Below are 15,704 nucleotides of genomic sequence, written 5' to 3'. Positions count from 1 at the left end.
CGGGCGTGCTTGCGGGCGCCCGTGCGTCCGCACGTCAGGCGGCGAGCAGCCCCCACCAGACGATCGCGGCCGTGACGAGCCAGAACGCGGCCACGAACACCGTGTCGGGCAGGCGCCAGCCGCTGACGGTGCGCTCGGTGCGGGTGTGATGCGCACCGAACGCGCGGGCCTCCATGGCGAGCGCGACGCGCTCGGCGTGGCGGATCGCGCTCGCGAGCAGCGGGATCGCGTACGAGATCGAGCGGCGCACGGCCGCGACCGGCCCGCGCCCGGTGTCGATGCCGCGCACCCGGTGCGCGGCGCGGATGACGTCGAGCTCGTGCCGGAACCGCGGCACGAACCGGAGGGCGGCGAGGGCCGTATAGCCGAGCCGGTACGGCACGCGCAGGTTCTGCACGAGCGCGCGCACGAGCTCGGGGCCGGTCGTCGTGAGCCCGGCGATGAGCGAGAGCAGCACGATCGACGCGACGCGCAGCGCGGTCGCGAGGCCGACGAGGTAGGCGGCGAGCGTGAACCGCCATTCGCCGACCTCGAGGAGCACGATGGATGCCGCGGTCGACGCGTCGTCGAGGCGCGCCGGGTCGACCCACACGCCGAAGGTCACCCCGAGAACCGCCACGCCCAGGGGCGTGCCGATGAGGAGCGCCACGACCGCCGGCGCCCGCAGCCGCGCACCGACGAGCAGCAGCGCGAGCGCCAGCACCACGAACCCGAGCGGCGTGGCGAGGTCGCGGGTGAAGAGGATGAGGATCATCGCGGGCAGCGGCGCGGCGAGCTTCGCGAGCGGGTTGAGTCCGTGCAGGAACCGTGCGGTGGGCACGGGTGCCTGCTCCGCGTACGGGTTGCGGGACGCCGCCACGGTCGACCCGGCGGTGGTCATGCGGCGGCTCTCATGCGGTGTCCCTCATGCGGCGGCCCGGCCGGGGCGCGGCAGCTGCGACATCCGGGTCACATGCTGCCATTCCGGATGCCGCACCAGGCTGCGGGTCGCGCGCGCGAGCGGCGGATGGCGCAGGCCGGCCGCCTCGATGAGCGGGCCCTCGAGCACCTCGCCGGTCGGGCCGGCCCCGATGATCCGCCCGCCCTGCATCACGGCGACGCGATTCGCGTGGTCGGCGACGAGCTGCAGGTCGTGGCTCACGATGATGACCGTGGTGCCCTCGGCGTTGAGTCGCCCGAGGATGCCGAGGAGCTCGGACGCGCGGGCGCGGTCCTGACCGAACGTCGGCTCGTCGAGCACGAGCACGGGAGCCCCGGCGACGAGCGCGGTGCCCACCGAGAGCCGTCGCTTCTGCCCGCCCGAGAGCAGGAAGGGGTGCTGGCCGCGCAGCTGCTCGAGGCCGAAGCGACGCAGCATCCGCTCGATCTCGGCCGGGCGCTCGTCGTCGGGAACGCCCTGCAGCCGGAACCCGAGGTCGAGTTCGTCGGCGACGGTGTGCGCGATGAACTGGTGCTCGGGATTCTGGAAGACGAAGCCGATGCGGCGCGCCCGGTCGCGGGCGGAGGCGCGCGAGGGGTCCATGCCGAGCACGTCGACCGTGCCGCGCGGGGCCGGGATCACGCCCGCGATGGCCTGCACCAGCGTGGTCTTGCCGGCGCCGTTGGTGCCGACGATGGCGAGGAAGTCTCCGGATGCCACGTCGAGGTCGACCCCGTCGACGACGACCGGCCCGCGCCGCCCGCCGCGCCGCACCGAGCAGTCACGCACGGTGATCGCGGCCGGCCGGGGCGCGGCGCCCTCGCTCGCTGGGCTCTTCGAGGCCGGTGTCCCGTCGACACGCTCCACGACCTCGGGAACCGGCGCCGGCAGCGCGTCGACCGCTTCGAGCGCGGCGGCGAGCTCCGACGGCGTGAGCGGCAAGGGGTCGATCGGCGCGCCCGCGGCGCGTAGCCGCATGCCGGCGAGCGTCGAGACGGGAAGCCACACGCCGAGCTCGGCGAGCTCGGCGGCGCGCCGCCGCAGCACCTCCCCCACCGGGCCGTCGGCCAGCACGCGACCTGCCGCGTCGAGCACGACCACGCGATCGACGATGTCGACGGCGGCGTCGAGGTTGTGCTCGACGAGCACGATCGCGTGGTCGCGCTCGCTGGCGAGCTCGCGGAGCACGGCGTACACCTCGTCGATGCCGGCCGGGTCGAGGTTGGCGGTGGGCTCGTCGAGCACGAGCACGGGGGAGGCGAGGGCGAGTGCGCACGCGATCGCGAGCCGCTGGCGCCCGCCGCCCGAGAGGACGTCGGGATTGTCGCCCCGGCGATCCCAGAGGCCGACGAGCTTCAGCGCCCGTTCGGCCCGTTCGAGCACCCATTCGACGGGGAGGAGCAGGTTCTCGGGACCGAAGGCGACCTCGTCGAGCACGGTTCCCGTGACGACCTGCGCGTCGGGATCCTGGAACACCATGGCCACGTGCTCGCTGAGCTCGGCGACCGGGTGCTCGCGCGTGTCGAGCCCGGCGACGCGCACCGTGCCGGCCAGCTCGGCGGCGACGGCGTGCGGCACGAGGCCGTCGAGCGCGAGCGTCAGGGTCGACTTGCCGCAGCCCGACGGGCCGAGCAGCAGCACCACTTCGCCGGCGCGGACGTCGAGGGAGACGCCGTCGGGCGTCGCACGCGACGCGCCCTCGTGGCGGATGCGCACGGCATCGAGCTCGAGCAGCGGGGCGGCTGGCATGGGCGGATCCCGGATCGGGCCGGCGCGGGAGCCGGCGACGGAGCGAGGCCGGCGAAGCCGGCTCAGGCCAGCCTAACCCGCACCGCCGTCCGGTCGCGGGGCGTGGGTGCGGCGTCACGCGACGTGCACTCTCGCGCCCGCCGCCGCCTCGAGCTCCGCCTCGAGTTCCGCCTCGATGTCGGCGAACGTGTCGTACTGGCGGATCCGCGCCGCGAGCACCTGCGCCCGGCTGCGGTAGGCGCGGTCGGCGAGCACTGCGTCGATGGCACGGCGCACGGCGTCCGCGGTCGGGGTGCCCGTCCTGAGGTTCACGCCGACGCCCGCCCGCGCGGCGCGCATCGACACCTCCGGCTTGTCCTCGGTGTCGCCCGCCGCCACGAGCGGCACGCCGTGGCTCAGCGCGCATTGCGTGCCGCCGTAGCCCGCGTTGGTGACGAACACGTCGGTCTTCGGCAGCAGCTGGTGACGTGCACGACCGGGCGTTCACCGTCGAGCTCCGGCCACCACTCGGGCAGCGCACCCGCGACCATGGTGCGGTTCGCTAGCTCCTGGGTCCGGCCGAACAGCACCTTCTGCACGAGCGAGTTCAGCGCGCGGTTCCGCAGGCGCCCCGAGCGCCGAGGCGCTCGGCGCGAGCCCGAGGCCGTACGGGGCGGCATCCGTGCTCGACTGGCTCAGCGGGATGACACCGGCGGCGAGCACCGGCGGACGGCTCGCGGGGTCGTCGAGGAGCGTCGGGAGGATGCCCGCGAAGGCCGCGTCGACGAGGATGGCGTCGGTGCGAGGTCGGCGATGGCGGCCTCGACCGAGCGCGACCCGGTGAGCACGGTGACGTCGTGGCCGCGGAGTTTCAGGGTCACCCCCGAACTGAGTGTCCGCTGGGTGTCCGTGACGGGCACGGCCGGCGGGAATGCCCCGGTCACGCCGGGTGTTGTATCAGTGTTCGGACGTGGAGCCACCACGTCGGAAGGAGGAGAACGTGGGCATCAGTTACGTCGAGTTCGAAGACGAAGCCGGAGTCCTGCGTCGCTACCGCAAGCACGTGAACGGTCGAGGCCTCGTCGCCACGACCGCCAAGGTCGACCCGACCGCCTTCGTCGACCCGACGGCCTACGTCGACCCCGGCGCCGAAGTGCAGCGCGGGGCCCAGATCGGCCCGCGTGCGTGGGTCGACCGCGACGCCATCGTCGCGGAGCGCGCCGTCATCGGCGTGAACGCCCATGTCGGCCGCCACGCGGTCGTCGGCCGCAACGCCGTCATCGGCCCCTACGCGACCGTCGGCACCGACGCGCGCGTGCAGAACGGCGCACGCGTGCCGCGGGAGACCACCGTCGCCGACGGCGACGAGTACCGTGCGTCGAGCGAGGACCTGCGCCGGCTCGGCCTCGCCGCCTGAGCGACGAGCCGCGGAGGGCGGCCGGATGGGCGGGCGTCGCCCTGTCTACGTCGCCCGGCGCATCGCGCTCACCGTCACGACGAGCAGCAGCATGACGCCGACGGCGATCACCGCGAAGCCCGTGACCATGCCCAGCGCGCTCCGCTCATACCCCGACCGCCTGCGAGGGCGATGGGCAGGACGACGAGGTGGGCGCCGCAGACCGCGGTGATCGCCGGAGTGGGCCGGCTCAAGCGGCGGTGGCGACCGCCTGGAGTTCGATCAGGATGCTCGGGGCAGCGAATCCCACGATGACCGTCGTGCGGGCGGGCCCGGGGTGCGGCCATGCCTTCAGGAACTCCGTGTTCCATGCGTCGAAGTGCTCGGCGCTCGCGAGGAAGACCTCGAGCTTGACCACGGTCTCCTTGGTGCCCCCCGCCTCCTCGACGGCCGCGAGCAGCGCCGAGAGCGCACCTGCGGCCTGTTCCTCGAAGGGCACCTTCGCCCCCGACGCCATTCCCGCGAACACCGATGACGCCACCAACCCCGACGTGAAGATGAGGTCGCCGAAGCGGACGGCGCCGGGGAGCATCGGCGATTGGCCGGGCGTTCGCACGAGCGCCATCAGGGCGCCTCGATCGGCATGACGGCCGACTCGTCGAGGTCGGCGATCGAGCCCCGTCCGAGCAACGTGAGCACCGAGTGCAACTCCTGCTTCAGCAACTCGAGCACCCGTGCCACGCCCGCTTCTCCACCTGCCGCCAGCCCGTAGGCGGCCAGCCGGCCGAGCACCACGACGTCGGCGCCCAGGGCGAGCGCCTTGACGATATCGCTACCGGTCCGCACTCCGCTGTCGAGGGCGATTTCGACCGAGGGGCCCACTGCGGCACGGATGGCCGGCAGTGCTTCCAGCGAGCTGATCACTCCGTCGAGCTGCCGCCCGCCGTGGTTCGAGACGAGGAGCGCACTCGCACCCGCTTTGACCGCGGCGACGCCGTCCTCGGGTGTCAGGATGCCCTTTGCCATCCAGGGAAGGCTGGTGCCCGACAGGAGGCGTCCGAGCTTCTCCCACGACCATACCGGCGCGTCGAGTTCGAAGAGCTGTCCGAAGACGTCGTTGATCTCGCTGTCGGGTGTCGGCGGATAGTTGCCCGATGCTGCTGAGAGCGGCGGGACGTAGCGGTTGCGGAGGTTGCGTTGCCGCCATCCCGCCGTCGGGCAGTCGCAGGTGATGCAGATGGCCTCGTAGTCGGCCGCTTCCACGCGACTGAGGATGCGCAGGAAGTTGTCATCGGACGCGAGTGGGTGGAACTGGGCGATCTTCGCCGCTGCCGGGGAGGCGGCGCGCACCGCCTCGAACGAGAACGAGCCTGCTTCCGGGACGATGCTCAGCGTGCCGGCCCGCTCATTTGCGCGCGCCACGGCCAGGTGGCCCTCGGCGTCGAAGAGGTTGTCCACCCCGAAGGGAGCGGTCAGAACCGGCAGACCGAGTTCCAAGCCCATGAACGTCGTCGTCGTGCTCGGTGCCACGAGGCCGTTCATGACGCGCGGTCTGAGCGCCCACTTCGCAAATGCTGCTCGATTGCGGCGAAGGGTGGTCTCGTCACCGGCGCCCCCTTCGAGGAAGTCGGTGACCTCAGGTGCAAGGCTGGCTACAGCCGCCTCTCGAATCTCGTCGAGGGTGGCGAAATCAAGCGTCACGTCGTTCAGGGCGGGGTTCATCACATTGCTCCTTCTGTCTGCAGTTCGGGGATGAGGATCCGGTCGGTGAGCTCATCGCCGGCGCCGACCATGAGGTCGACCACATGAGCCGCTTCCATGTGCTGCTTTCGTGCCTGCGGCACGTCTGCGATCACGCGGCCCCGGCTCATCACGAGCATCCGGCTGCCCAACCTCAGGGCGTGCTCCATGTTGTGGGTGATCATGAGGGTCGTGCAGCCCATCTCGGCGACGAGGTCAGCGGTGAGCTCCAGCACGCGAGCAGCCGTCGCCGGGTCGAGTGCCGCGAGGTGCTCGTCGAGCAGCAGCACATCGGGCGTTGCGAGGCCGGCCATGATCATGGTGATGCTCTGGCGCTGGCCGGCCGAGAGCAGGCCCATGGGATCGTGGAGTCGATCCTCGAGCCCGAGTCCCAGCCTCGACAACTCGTCGCGCATGCGGTTCCTCCGGGTGGCGTTGGTCGAGAAGCGGAGCGTGCGGCGCCGCCCTCGGCTCATCGCGAGGGCGAGGTTGTCTTCGATGCTGAGGTCGGGCGCGCTGCCCACCCTGGGGTCGTCGAACACACGCGCCACCATCGAGGCCCGCCGGTAATCCGGCCACGCGGTCACATCCCGGCCCTTGACCCTGACACGGCCCTTCGTGGGCCGCTGGGCGCCCGAGATGATCTGCACCGTGCTCGACTTGCCGGCCCCGTTCGAGCCGACCACGGTGACGAACTCGCCGGGGTCGAGCGCCAGATCGAGGTGGTCGAGCGCCGTCACCTCGTCGGCGCGGCCGCGATTGTAGACGAGTCGGATGTTCTCGAGTGCGAGCATCGGTTCATGCATCGACGGTCTCCTTGCTGGGAGTCGGAATGGGAGTGGGGGGCGCAGGTGCCGGTTCGCGCTTCCTGCTGAGGCGGACCCGGTAGCGCGCGAGCGCGGGAGCGAGGTAGCCCTGGGCCGCCACAGCGAGCACCAGCGTGAGTGCGGTGATGCCCTTGAGGTCACCTGCGGGAAGCCCGAACCGCAGCGCCGACACGAGGATCAGGCGGTAGATGAGCGCGCCCACTACGACGGCGAGCACGATGCGGATGACGCGGGACCCGGTGGGCCGGAGGAGCAGCACGCCGAGCAGGACGGCCCCGACGCCGGCGATGAACATGCCGGTGCCCATGTTGACGTCGGCGAAGCCCTGCATCTGGATCATCAGGCCGCCGCCGAACGCCGAAAGGCCGTTCGAGACCATGAGCGAGAGGATCAGCAGGCCGTTGTCGTTGACGCCGTTGCTCCGCACCATTCGCGAATTCCTGCCGCTCGCTCGGAGCGAGAGGCCGATCTCGGTGCGCAGGAACAGGGCGAACACGATGAGCACGACCGACACGATGGCGGCCAGCACGATCGACATCGCCACGTCGGCCTCACGCCCGGGGCTGGACACGAAGGGGCTGAAGATCGTCTCCATCCCCGCCGTGCTCATCGTCGGCATGCCCATGATCCGCAGGGTGACGGTGAAGAGCGCCATGTTCATCACGAGCCCCGCCATGAGCAGTGGGATGCGCAGGATGAGGTTGAGTTGCGACGTGACCAGTCCCGCGATGCTGCCGGCCGCGGCACCGATGGCCAGCGCCATCCATGGGTTGAGCCCGCCCGTGAGGCCGACGGCGGTGGCAGCGCCACCGAGCGCGAAGGAGCCCTCCACCGTCATGTCGAAGTCCTCGCGGATGTTCAGCACCAGGTAGATGCCCAGCACGAGCGGTACCAGTGGCAGGCCCGTCACCAGGGTGTCGATCAGGACGTTGTCGATCATGAGTGGTCCCTTCGGTGAATCGGATTCGAACTCAGCGCACGATCCGCTCTTCGATCGAGGCGGGGAACTCGATCCCGAGCGCTTCCTCCGTCTCGGGGTTCACGACGAACTCGAGTGCGTCGGGCGTCGTGAACGGCGTGACCGCCGGATCCTGCCCCAGGAGGACGAGCGCGGCGTTCTCACCGGCGGAGGTTCCCAACGACGGGTAGTCGGGGCCGATGCTCGCGAGGATCCCGGGGAACATCGGGTCGCCCCCTGCCAGGTAGGTGGGGATGCCGTCTCCCGCCATCGCCGCGCCAAGCGCATCGAGGCCTGCGATGACGTTGGCATCAGGCCCGACGAGCACAACGTCGGAACGCCCGACGAGGCTGCGGGACGCCTGGGCCACCTCGGCTGTGCTCGCCACCGTGGATTCCACGAGCTCGACGTCCGTGCCCTCCAGTGCCTTCTTCAAGTCGGCGACCCAGACCTGCAGGTTCTGGTTCGACGGGTCGTAGACGGTGCCGATCGACGCGGCGTCGGGGTGGATCTCGAGGATGTCGTCGACGAGGCTCGCCGGATCCACGTAGTCGATGCTGCCGGTGACGTTGCCTCCCGGCTCCTCGAGGCTCTCCGCCACACCGGCGCCCACCGGGTCGCCCATTGCAAGCGCGAAGACCGGCCGGTCGGTGATCTGCTGCGCCAATGCGATGACGGCGGGCGTTCCGATCACCGCGAAGGCGTCGTGGTCGCTTCCGGCGAAGTCGCGGCTGATGCTGTTGACGAGCGACTGATCACCGTTCGCGTTCTGCACGTCGAACGAGACCTCGGCGTCGCCGACGCCTTCGACCACCGCCGCCTCGAAGGCCTCGATGATGTCGTCGAGCAGGCTGGCCTGGGCGAGGGAGAGGACGCCGATGCTGTAGCTGTCCTTCGTCGCCTCGGACTCGCTGTCTGCCGCGCCCGAATTGGCGCTGCAGGCGGCGAGTCCGAGCGTGAGCGTCGCTCCCGCGGCCATGAGAAGGAGCCGGCTGCGCCGCCCGATCTGGTGTGTGGTCATGTGCTGCTCCGGTGTCCTCGTGGCGGGAAGGCATCCCGAAACCGGTGAAGCCGACGTGCGCAGGCACGCGGGCTTCATCGAGTTGGGAATTTCTTCTTGTGTTGCAGCCATTGTGCGGCTCCGCATACCGTTTGAAGCAGCGCGAAAAGAGAACTTCTTCCTGGGTTAACATGACGGTAACGCCGCGCGAACGGAGGGAACCGTGGTCGACAGGAAGCTGCGGAAGGACACGCAGCGCACCAGGAATCGCATCCTCGATGCGCTGGGCGATCTCATCAGGCGGGAGGGAGTGGATTTCTCGCTGCCCGACCTCGCTCGCGAATCCGGCGTCGCGACGGCCACGGTATACCGCCACTTCGACGATGCGCGGGAGCTTCGCGACGAGTACTACCTGCGGAGCGTCAACCAGCTCATGGTCCAACTCGAAGGGGCCGGCGCCGACCTTCACGGACTCGATCTCTACGTCGAGGTGTGCCGTCGCTGGGTGAACGCCGTGGCCCCGTGGGCGCGCACGGGCACGCTCATCCGCAGTTCGGAGGGCTTCCTCGAACGTGCGCGCGCCGGGAACGAGCTCATCCTGCGACTGCGCGGCCTGCTCGGGCGCGTGCTCGACCAGCTCGCCGCGGACGGCGTGATTCCTGAGCAGAATCACGAGTACGCGACGCTGCTCTGGATCACGCTCTTCGACGAGCGTGTGATCGTCGACCTCACCGCGGTCTTGGAGTGGGATCTCGACGAGGTGTCTGCGCGGCTCGGACGGTCGCTCCTCGGCGCGCTGTCGGCGTCGGCGACGCCCGACGGGTCACCACGCGCGGGTGCCGGGGCGACAGCTACCTGACCGGCGGAAGCAGCTCCTCGGCCAGCAACTCGAGCGTCCGCTCACGGCCGGGAGCGGCATCCGTCGGCTCACCCTCGAACGACCCCGCGATCGGCGACACCATCACCTCGTCGATGCCGTGGTGTTCGGCGAGGCGCCGCAGTTCGAATGAGGCACCGGCGGCGTCGGCGATGATCCAGCGCCGCTCCATGCCGGCGATGAGCTCGTCGACCATCGAGTCGGCGGGCGCCGCCTGCGCTTCCTCGACGGTCTCGAGGGGCCGCATCGGCTGGTTGGTGCGCAGGTGGGCCATCGACCGCAGCTGCGGCAGCGCGCGAGCACGAGCCTCCTCCACGGTGGGCGCCACCGACGCGTTCACCGTCAGGAACGTCTCGGGTGTCGGGTGCCGCTCACTCGGCCGGTATCCGGTGCGGTACAGCTCGAGCGCCCGCTCGAGCCCCTCGCCCGAGAAGTGGTTCGCGAACACGTACGGCAGCCCGAGCTCGGCGGCGAGCTTCGCCGAGTAGTCGCTCGAACCGAGGAGCCACAGCGTGGGGACATCCGTCGCCGCCGGCGTGGCGGTGATCGCGTACTCGCGCCCGCTCGTGAGCCGCAGCGTCGCGCCGGCGGGTGAGAGCAGGCTCAGGACGTCGGCGACATGGTCGGGGAACCGGTCGACGTCGGCGGTGGGCCCGGAGATCCGCAGGAGCTGGGTGATCACGGGGTCGCTGCCCGGCGCCCGGCCGATGCCGAGGTCGATGCGGCCCGGCGCGATCGCCTCGAGCGCGGCGAACTGCTCGGCGACCACGAGCGGTGCGTGATTCGGCAGCATCACGCCTCCGGAGCCGACGCGGATCCGCTCCGTCCGCGAGACCGCCGCGGCGATGAGCACCGGCGGGGTCGTCGAGGCGACGGCCGGCATGTTGTGGTGCTCGGCGAACCAGTAGCGCGTGTACCCGAGCCGGTCGGCGAGCTGCGCGAGGCGCACGGATGCCGCGACGGCGCCCGCGCTGGGCTGGGCGCTGCGCACGGGAACAAGGTCGAGCACGGAGAGTCGGAGTGAGGAGGCCATCCCCAATGGCAACCGGCACGCCGCCGGCGGCATTCCGCGCGCGGGCGCCGGGTGCGCGGCGGGGCGACGACGGCGCGGGGTAACCCTGACGTGATCGCAGGGTGCGCACTGACGTCCCGGAGTCCGCCGCGCCGTTGGATGGAGATCGCGTCCGTGTGCGCCGCCGGATCACCCGCGGCCGTCCGCCTCATGTTCGAAGGTCCGGGCCCACGACGCGACACCCCGAAAGGATCCATCCGTGAACACTCCTGTGTCCGGTGCCGCCGCCGCGCGTGACGCCGCCCACGCTGCCCACCCGTCCACCCGAGACCTCGCCCCCGTCACCGACCTCGCCGGAGCGGCCCGCATCCACCAGGACGAGGCCGAAGCCCTGTCGCTGCGTGAGGCACTCGCCGTTCTCGACGACCGCATCGCCGGCCGCGTCCACATTCCGGGCGAACCCGGCTGGGACGACGCCCGGACCGCCTGGAACCTCGCCGTCGACCAGCAGCCCGTGGCCGTCGTGGTCGCATGGCGCGTCGAGGACATCGACGAGACCGTGCGTGCGGCGAGGCGACTCGGCCTCGCGGTCGCCCCGCAGGCGACGGGCCACAACGCCGGCCCGCTCGCCGCGGGCGACGGCCTGGCCGACGCGCTGCTCCTGCGCACCTCGGAACTGCGCGGCGTGGAGGTCGACGTGGAGCAGCGCGTCGCCCGGGTTGAGGCGGGCGCGCAGTGGGGCGACGTCGTCGCCGCGGTCGCGCCGCACGGCCTCGCCGCGCTCGCCGGCTCGTCGCACGACGTCGGAGTCGTCGGCTACACGCTCGGCGGCGGCATGAGCTGGCTCGGCCGTTCGCACGGCCTCGCCGCCAACCAGGTGCTCGCCGCCGAACTCGTGACGGCCGACGGCGTCCGTCGTCGCGTCGACGTGGAGCACGACGCCGACCTGTTCTGGGCGATCCGCGGCGGCGGCGGCGATTTCGGCGTGGTCACCGCGCTCGAGTTCCGCCTCTACCCGATCTCCGAGATCGTGGCGGGCACGCTGTTCTTCCCGCTCGAGCGCGTCGAGGAGGTCCTGCAGACGTGGGCCGCGTGGACCGCGACCGTGCCCGACAGCGTCACCTCCGTCGGTCGCGTGCTGCGCTTCCCGCCGATGCCCGAGCTTCCGCCGTTCCTCGCCGGTCGGTCCTTCGTGGTCGTCGAGGCCGCGATCCAGGAATCGCCCGAGCGCGCCGACGAGTTGCTCGCGCCGCTGCGCGCGCTCGGCCCCGAGATGGACTCGGTGCATCCCCAGCCCATCGCCGAGCTGCTGCAGCTGCACATGGACCCGCCCGCCCCGACCCCGGGGTACGGCGACGGCATGATGCTCGCCGAGCTGCCGCCCGCAGCCGTGCGCGCCTTCGTCGACGCCGTAGGACCCGACTCAGGCTGTGCGCTGCTCTCGGCCGAGATCCGCCACGTCGGCGGCGGCTTCCGGCCCGAGGTCGCACGCGTGTCGGCCATCGGTCGCGGCACCCCCGAGCCGGGCGCGGTCACCGGCCTCGAGGCGGAGTACGTCGTGTTCGGCGGCGGCGTCCCGATGCCCGGCGTCGGCGACTCGCTCGTGACCTCCCTGGGCCGGCTGCTCTCCCGTATCGAGCCGTGGCGGGCCGAGCTCGACTACCTGAACTTCGCTGAGCAGGCCCGGCCCGCCGCGCGGCTGTTTGGTGACCAGGTCGAGCGGCTGCGCGGCGTCAAGCGCCGGTACGACCCGACGGGCGTCATCCGGTCGAACCATCCCGTGGCTCGCTGACTGGGGGTGTCGCTCGCGCTCCGGCCTTCATAGGCTGGGGGCGAGCGACATCGCTGTCGCCTGATCCAGGGAGAGGGACTGAATGACGCTCCACTACGAACTGCCCACGACCGCCGACTTCTCGGCACTGGCGGGACCGCATCAACCGGCCATCACGATCTACGCCTCGACATCGCCCGTGGTGAGCGAGCGCGAACGCGCCGAGGTCGCCGTGAAGAGCGCGTTCGACGAGGCGATCGAGCAGGTGCGGGCGACGGATGCCCCGGGGCCGGTCGTCGAGGAACTGCGAAGCGCGCGCGACGGCATCCTCGCCGAGCAGCGGCTGTGGGGCAGGTTGTCCCGTTCGCTGGCGATCTTCGTGGCACCGGGATTCAACGAGGTGTTCGTGTTGCCGAATCGGCTCGACGACGCGTTGCACGTGGGCTCGCACTTCACGCTCGGTCAGCTGCTGCGGGCACCGAGCCAGGACCAGGAGGCGTACGCGATCACGCTCTCGGCCAACGAGTGGGCGCTCTGGCACGCGACACCGACCGACCGTGCCGCGCAGCTCGACGTCGACAAGGCCGGCACCGCGAACCTCGACGAGGCGACGAACCGCGAACCGGGCGAGGATCGGCCGCGCGGGTACAACCGCGGCATCGGCGGCGTGGCGAGTCAGGGCGGCGCGAGCCGACTCATGGGCGGAGAGGGGCGCAAGACCCTGCTCGACCTCTACGCGAAGCGCGTCGGCGACGTCGTTCGCCGTGAACTGGGGCAGCGCGACCCCGATGACCGCGTGCCGCTCTTCGCCTTCGCCGCCGAGCCGCTGCTCAGCCTGTACCTGGAGCGGTCGAGGAACACGCGGCGCGTCGTCGGCGTATCGGGGGCGCCCGACCGGCTCGGCGCCTCCGAGATCGACGAGGCGTTGCGCCAGCATCTGGCCAGGCTCAACATCTCCGAGGCGAAACGCGACCTCCGGGGGCTCGTGAACGGCGTGGCCGGCCGGGTCGAACGCGACCTCGCCGCCATCGCGCGTGAGGCGGCCGACGGTGCGGTCGAGACGTTCTGGTTCGACTTCACGACGAGCGTGAACGGCATGCTCGACCGCGAATCCGGAGCCGTCGAGTTCGCCACCGGCAACGGCAGCGGCGAGCACCTCTCCGACGGTACGCTCGCGGGCGACCTGCTGCCGCAGCTGGCACTCCTCGTCATCGCGAAGGGCGGCAGGGTCGTCACGGTGCGCGGCGAGGACCTCGACGCGTCGGTCTGGTCGGGCCCGGCGATGGCCGAGTTGCGTTTCGCGCTCGCGTGACGGCCGGTGCGGCTGACCGCCGGATCGTCGGCGACGCGACCGGCCCAGATCAGACGGCGGATGCCGCGATGCGGTCGGGTGCGGCATCCGTTCGTCGGCGCATGGCGCCCCGCGGCCCGCGCCGGAGCGCCGCCTCGCGCACAGGGATGACGAAGCCCTCGCGCCAGCCGAACCGGATCTCGACCTCCTCGGCACGCGTGTCCTCGACGGTCACGTCCACCGTCGTCTCGGTGAGCACGCGAGGTGCGGGACGCGGCGGCGACTCGCGCAGTTCGAGCAGCAGGCGTTCGGGCTGGGAGCGGAATCCGGGCCCGCCTGCGACCAGGCGGAGCTCCCACCCGGCGGTGGGGCACAGGCCGGCACCGGTGACCTGCACGAGTCGGCCGTCGGACGTCCGGATCGCGACCGCGGCAAAGTCGTGCGGCGAGAAATCGCAGTGCATGGGGGTCGTCATTCAACCGACGCTACGGAGGCGCTGCTGACGCGTCCTCAGTGCAGGCGCTGATTTCCCCGCCGATCGGCGAGTCTCCACCGCGACGCGGGAAGCGCTTTCCCGCATCGCGGCACGGGCCTAGGATGGAGCCCATGCGATTCGGAATGTTCGTTCCCCAGGGTTGGCGTCACGATCTCGTCGGCATCGAGCCGGCCCGGCACTGGGAGGTCATGCGCGGGCTCGCCGAGTACGCCGACGCGCCCGACTCGGGATGGGAGTCGATCTGGGTCTACGACCACTTCCACACCACTCCGGTGCCCAGCGAGACCGAGGCGACGCACGAGGCGTGGACGCTCGTGTCGGCCTTCGCGGCGTCGACCTCGCGCGTGCGCCTCGGCCAGATGTGCACGTGCATGGGCTATCGCAACCCGGCGTACCTCGCCAAGGTCGCCGCGACCGCCGACGTCATCTCGGGCGGACGCGTCGAGATGGGCATCGGCGGCGGATGGTACGAGCACGAGTGGCGGGCGTACGGCTACGGCTTCCCGCCCGTGCCCGACCGGCTCGCGATGCTCCGCGAGGGCGTCGAGATCATGCGGCAGGCGTGGACCACGGGTTCGGCCGCGCTCGACGGGAAGCACTATCAGGTCGACGGGGCGATCATTCGGCCACTGCCGTTGCAGGAGGGCGGGATCCCGATGTGGGTCGCCGGCGGTGGCGAGAAGGTGACGTTGCGGATCGCCGCGAAGTACGCGTCGTACACCAACTTCTCGGGCACCCTCGACGTGTTCGCGCACAAGAGTGCGGTGCTGCGCGGGCACTGCGAGCGGCTCGGGACCCATTTCGACGCCATCACGCGCTCGTCGAACTTCAACACCGTGATCGGCTCGGATGACGCGGATGTCGCGCGCCGCCTCGACGCGATCGAGGCGCGCCTCGCGCCGTTCCTCGGCCCGGAGAAGACCGCCGGCTACATGGCGGAGCTCCGCGGGCCGCTCGGCATGGTCGGCACGCCGACCCAGGTGGCGGCGAAGCTCGCGGAGCGTCGGGAGCTCGGGCTCGGGTACGCGATCCACTACTTCCCGGAGGCGGCGTACGACCGGTCGAGCATCGACCTCTTCGCCGCGGAGGTCATGCCGGCACTCGCGTGACCCTCGCGGGTTGAGGAGCGACGCAGGAGCGTCTCGAAACCCGCTGCGACGAGCGACCCCATCGCGGACCGAGGAGCATGCGCGGGTCGCGGAGGGCGCGCAGAGCGCCTGACTCGAGGCCTGGCCGCCGATCGAGGTCGCAGTCGTGCCGGGTTTCGGGCGCGGGCGCGCGCACGACTGCGACTTCTGTCACAGGGATGTCGAGGGCACCGCGACTCGCCGTCAGGCGGGCTCGGGCCCCGAAGCGCACGGGTCGGGTGGCCGCGGGGTCGGAGGGCCGGACGCTACGCCGCCCCGGCCTCGTCGAGCTTCGCGCCGAGTTCGGCGTCGGTGGGCTCGGTGACGTGCGTGCCGTCGGGGAACACGATCACGGGGATGTTCGTGCGGCCCGAGATCGCCTGAGCGCGTGCGGCGGCGTCGACGACCTTCTCGAGGTCGATGTACTCGTAGTCGACGCCGCGTCGGTCGAGCAACGCCTTCGATCGGCGGCAGTCGCCGCACCAGGCGGCGCCGTACATCGTGATGCGGTCAGGGCTGAGTTCGGTCGTGGGGGAAGTCACGTAGATAACCTACGCATCGA

16 protein-coding genes are annotated in these 15,704 nt (G+C 71.4%); 5 read left to right on the top strand and 11 right to left on the bottom strand.

All coding sequences use genetic code 11. From position 1 onward, the window contains the following. Positions 1-34: 34 nt before the first annotated feature. The 3 genes from IEX31_RS04105 to IEX31_RS18700 form a co-directional block, all read right to left on the bottom strand. The gene (locus IEX31_RS04105; RefSeq protein WP_188742176.1) at positions 35-880 is read right to left on the bottom strand and encodes an energy-coupling factor transporter transmembrane component T family protein; all 846 of its coding nucleotides are present in this window, start codon (positions 878-880) and stop codon (positions 35-37) included. A gap of 24 nt (positions 881-904) precedes the next feature. After that, complete coding sequence (locus IEX31_RS04100; protein ID WP_188742175.1) at positions 905-2,668, bottom strand: ABC transporter ATP-binding protein; 1,764 nt, start codon at positions 2,666-2,668, stop codon at positions 905-907. A 114-nt stretch (positions 2,669-2,782) separates the two neighbouring features. After that, positions 2,783-3,124 (bottom strand): glycosyltransferase, encoded by a 342-nt coding sequence (locus IEX31_RS18700; protein ID WP_373285500.1) that lies wholly within the window; start codon positions 3,122-3,124, stop codon positions 2,783-2,785. A gap of 523 nt (positions 3,125-3,647) precedes the next feature. Between IEX31_RS18700 and IEX31_RS04090 the strand changes: the two genes are divergently transcribed. Continuing rightward, positions 3,648-4,064, top strand: coding sequence for a transferase (locus tag IEX31_RS04090; RefSeq protein WP_188742174.1), 417 nt, complete (start codon positions 3,648-3,650; stop codon positions 4,062-4,064). Between the two features lie 229 nt (positions 4,065-4,293). Here the strand turns inward: IEX31_RS04090 and IEX31_RS04085 are convergent, their stop codons facing one another. The 5 genes from IEX31_RS04085 to IEX31_RS04065 are packed head-to-tail and all read right to left on the bottom strand — an operon-like array spanning position 4,294 to position 8,589. Further along, positions 4,294-4,668 carry a RidA family protein gene (locus tag IEX31_RS04085; protein ID WP_188742173.1) on the bottom strand — a complete coding sequence of 125 codons (375 nt, stop codon included), beginning with the start codon at positions 4,666-4,668 and terminating at the stop codon, positions 4,294-4,296. Continuing rightward, a complete protein-coding gene (locus tag IEX31_RS04080) occupies positions 4,668-5,765 on the bottom strand; it encodes an alpha-hydroxy acid oxidase (RefSeq protein ID WP_188742172.1) in 1,098 nt (365 codons plus the stop codon). The genes IEX31_RS04085 and IEX31_RS04080 overlap by 1 nt, the downstream gene beginning before the upstream one ends. Next, a complete protein-coding gene (locus IEX31_RS04075) occupies positions 5,765-6,589 on the bottom strand; it encodes an ABC transporter ATP-binding protein (protein WP_229662097.1) in 825 nt (274 codons plus the stop codon). Before IEX31_RS04075 ends, IEX31_RS04080 begins: the two co-directional genes overlap by 1 nt. Continuing rightward, complete coding sequence (locus IEX31_RS04070; RefSeq protein WP_188742171.1) at positions 6,582-7,550, bottom strand: ABC transporter permease; 969 nt, start codon at positions 7,548-7,550, stop codon at positions 6,582-6,584. Before IEX31_RS04070 ends, IEX31_RS04075 begins: the two co-directional genes overlap by 8 nt. A gap of 31 nt (positions 7,551-7,581) precedes the next feature. Then, entirely contained in the window at positions 7,582-8,589 is a 1,008-nt protein-coding gene (locus IEX31_RS04065) for an ABC transporter substrate-binding protein (protein ID WP_229662096.1), read from the bottom strand. 202 nt (positions 8,590-8,791) lie between these two features. Here IEX31_RS04065 and IEX31_RS04060 point away from each other — a divergent pair, with 202 nt between their 5' ends. Continuing rightward, the gene (locus IEX31_RS04060; RefSeq protein WP_188742170.1) at positions 8,792-9,427 is read left to right on the top strand and encodes a TetR/AcrR family transcriptional regulator; all 636 of its coding nucleotides are present in this window, start codon (positions 8,792-8,794) and stop codon (positions 9,425-9,427) included. On the opposite strand, the gene IEX31_RS04055 is transcribed toward IEX31_RS04060, so the two are convergent. Further along, positions 9,420-10,478, bottom strand: a complete 1,059-nt coding sequence (locus tag IEX31_RS04055; protein WP_188742169.1) for an LLM class flavin-dependent oxidoreductase — start codon at positions 10,476-10,478, stop codon at positions 9,420-9,422. The genes IEX31_RS04060 and IEX31_RS04055 overlap by 8 nt on opposite strands. A 238-nt stretch (positions 10,479-10,716) precedes the next feature. Here IEX31_RS04055 and IEX31_RS04050 point away from each other — a divergent pair, with 238 nt between their 5' ends. Both IEX31_RS04050 and IEX31_RS04045 read left to right on the top strand, forming a co-directional pair. Next, the gene (locus IEX31_RS04050) at positions 10,717-12,249 is read left to right on the top strand and encodes an FAD-binding oxidoreductase (protein WP_229662095.1); all 1,533 of its coding nucleotides are present in this window, start codon (positions 10,717-10,719) and stop codon (positions 12,247-12,249) included. 82 nt (positions 12,250-12,331) lie between these two features. Next, on the top strand, positions 12,332-13,540 hold the full coding sequence (locus tag IEX31_RS04045) for a baeRF11 domain-containing protein (RefSeq protein ID WP_188742168.1): 1,209 nt from the start codon (positions 12,332-12,334) through the stop codon (positions 13,538-13,540). A gap of 49 nt (positions 13,541-13,589) precedes the next feature. Here the strand turns inward: IEX31_RS04045 and IEX31_RS04040 are convergent, their stop codons facing one another. Then, complete coding sequence (locus tag IEX31_RS04040) at positions 13,590-13,994, bottom strand: hypothetical protein (RefSeq protein WP_188742167.1); 405 nt, start codon at positions 13,992-13,994, stop codon at positions 13,590-13,592. Positions 13,995-14,125: 131 nt separating this feature from the next. Here IEX31_RS04040 and IEX31_RS04035 point away from each other — a divergent pair, with 131 nt between their 5' ends. Continuing rightward, positions 14,126-15,124 carry an LLM class F420-dependent oxidoreductase gene (locus IEX31_RS04035; RefSeq protein ID WP_188742166.1) on the top strand — a complete coding sequence of 333 codons (999 nt, stop codon included), beginning with the start codon at positions 14,126-14,128 and terminating at the stop codon, positions 15,122-15,124. A gap of 284 nt (positions 15,125-15,408) precedes the next feature. Here IEX31_RS04035 and IEX31_RS04030 read toward each other — a convergent pair whose 3' ends face one another. Then, positions 15,409-15,684 (bottom strand): glutaredoxin family protein, encoded by a 276-nt coding sequence (locus IEX31_RS04030; protein WP_229662094.1) that lies wholly within the window; start codon positions 15,682-15,684, stop codon positions 15,409-15,411. Positions 15,685-15,704: the final 20 nt, after the last annotated feature.

The sequence above is a fragment of the Agromyces bauzanensis genome, from assembly GCF_014645655.1.
In the GTDB taxonomy this organism is placed as follows: domain Bacteria; phylum Actinomycetota; class Actinomycetes; order Actinomycetales; family Microbacteriaceae; genus Agromyces; species Agromyces bauzanensis.
Note: the sequence above shows the minus strand (reverse complement) of the source record. Positions and strands in the feature narration are given on the sequence as shown.

Bases quoted from the DNA above. Each gene is read 5' to 3' on its own strand.
- IEX31_RS04105 (WP_188742176.1), bottom strand. From the start codon at position 880: ATGACCACCGCCGGGTCGACCGTGGCGGCGTCCCGCAACCCGTACGCG.
- IEX31_RS04100 (WP_188742175.1), bottom strand. From the start codon at position 2,668: ATGCCAGCCGCCCCGCTGCTCGAGCTCGATGCCGTGCGCATCCGCCAC.
- IEX31_RS04085 (WP_188742173.1), bottom strand. From the start codon at position 4,668: ATGGCGCTCGTGCGAACGCCCGGCCAATCGCCGATGCTCCCCGGCGCC.
- IEX31_RS04080 (WP_188742172.1), bottom strand. From the start codon at position 5,765: ATGAACCCCGCCCTGAACGACGTGACGCTTGATTTCGCCACCCTCGAC.
- IEX31_RS04075 (WP_229662097.1), bottom strand. From the start codon at position 6,589: ATGCATGAACCGATGCTCGCACTCGAGAACATCCGACTCGTCTACAAT.
- IEX31_RS04070 (WP_188742171.1), bottom strand. From the start codon at position 7,550: ATGATCGACAACGTCCTGATCGACACCCTGGTGACGGGCCTGCCACTG.
- IEX31_RS04065 (WP_229662096.1), bottom strand. From the start codon at position 8,589: ATGACCACACACCAGATCGGGCGGCGCAGCCGGCTCCTTCTCATGGCC.
- IEX31_RS04055 (WP_188742169.1), bottom strand. From the start codon at position 10,478: ATGGCCTCCTCACTCCGACTCTCCGTGCTCGACCTTGTTCCCGTGCGC.
- IEX31_RS04045 (WP_188742168.1), top strand. From the start codon at position 12,332: ATGACGCTCCACTACGAACTGCCCACGACCGCCGACTTCTCGGCACTG.
- IEX31_RS04040 (WP_188742167.1), bottom strand. From the start codon at position 13,994: ATGACGACCCCCATGCACTGCGATTTCTCGCCGCACGACTTTGCCGCG.
- IEX31_RS04035 (WP_188742166.1), top strand. From the start codon at position 14,126: ATGCGATTCGGAATGTTCGTTCCCCAGGGTTGGCGTCACGATCTCGTC.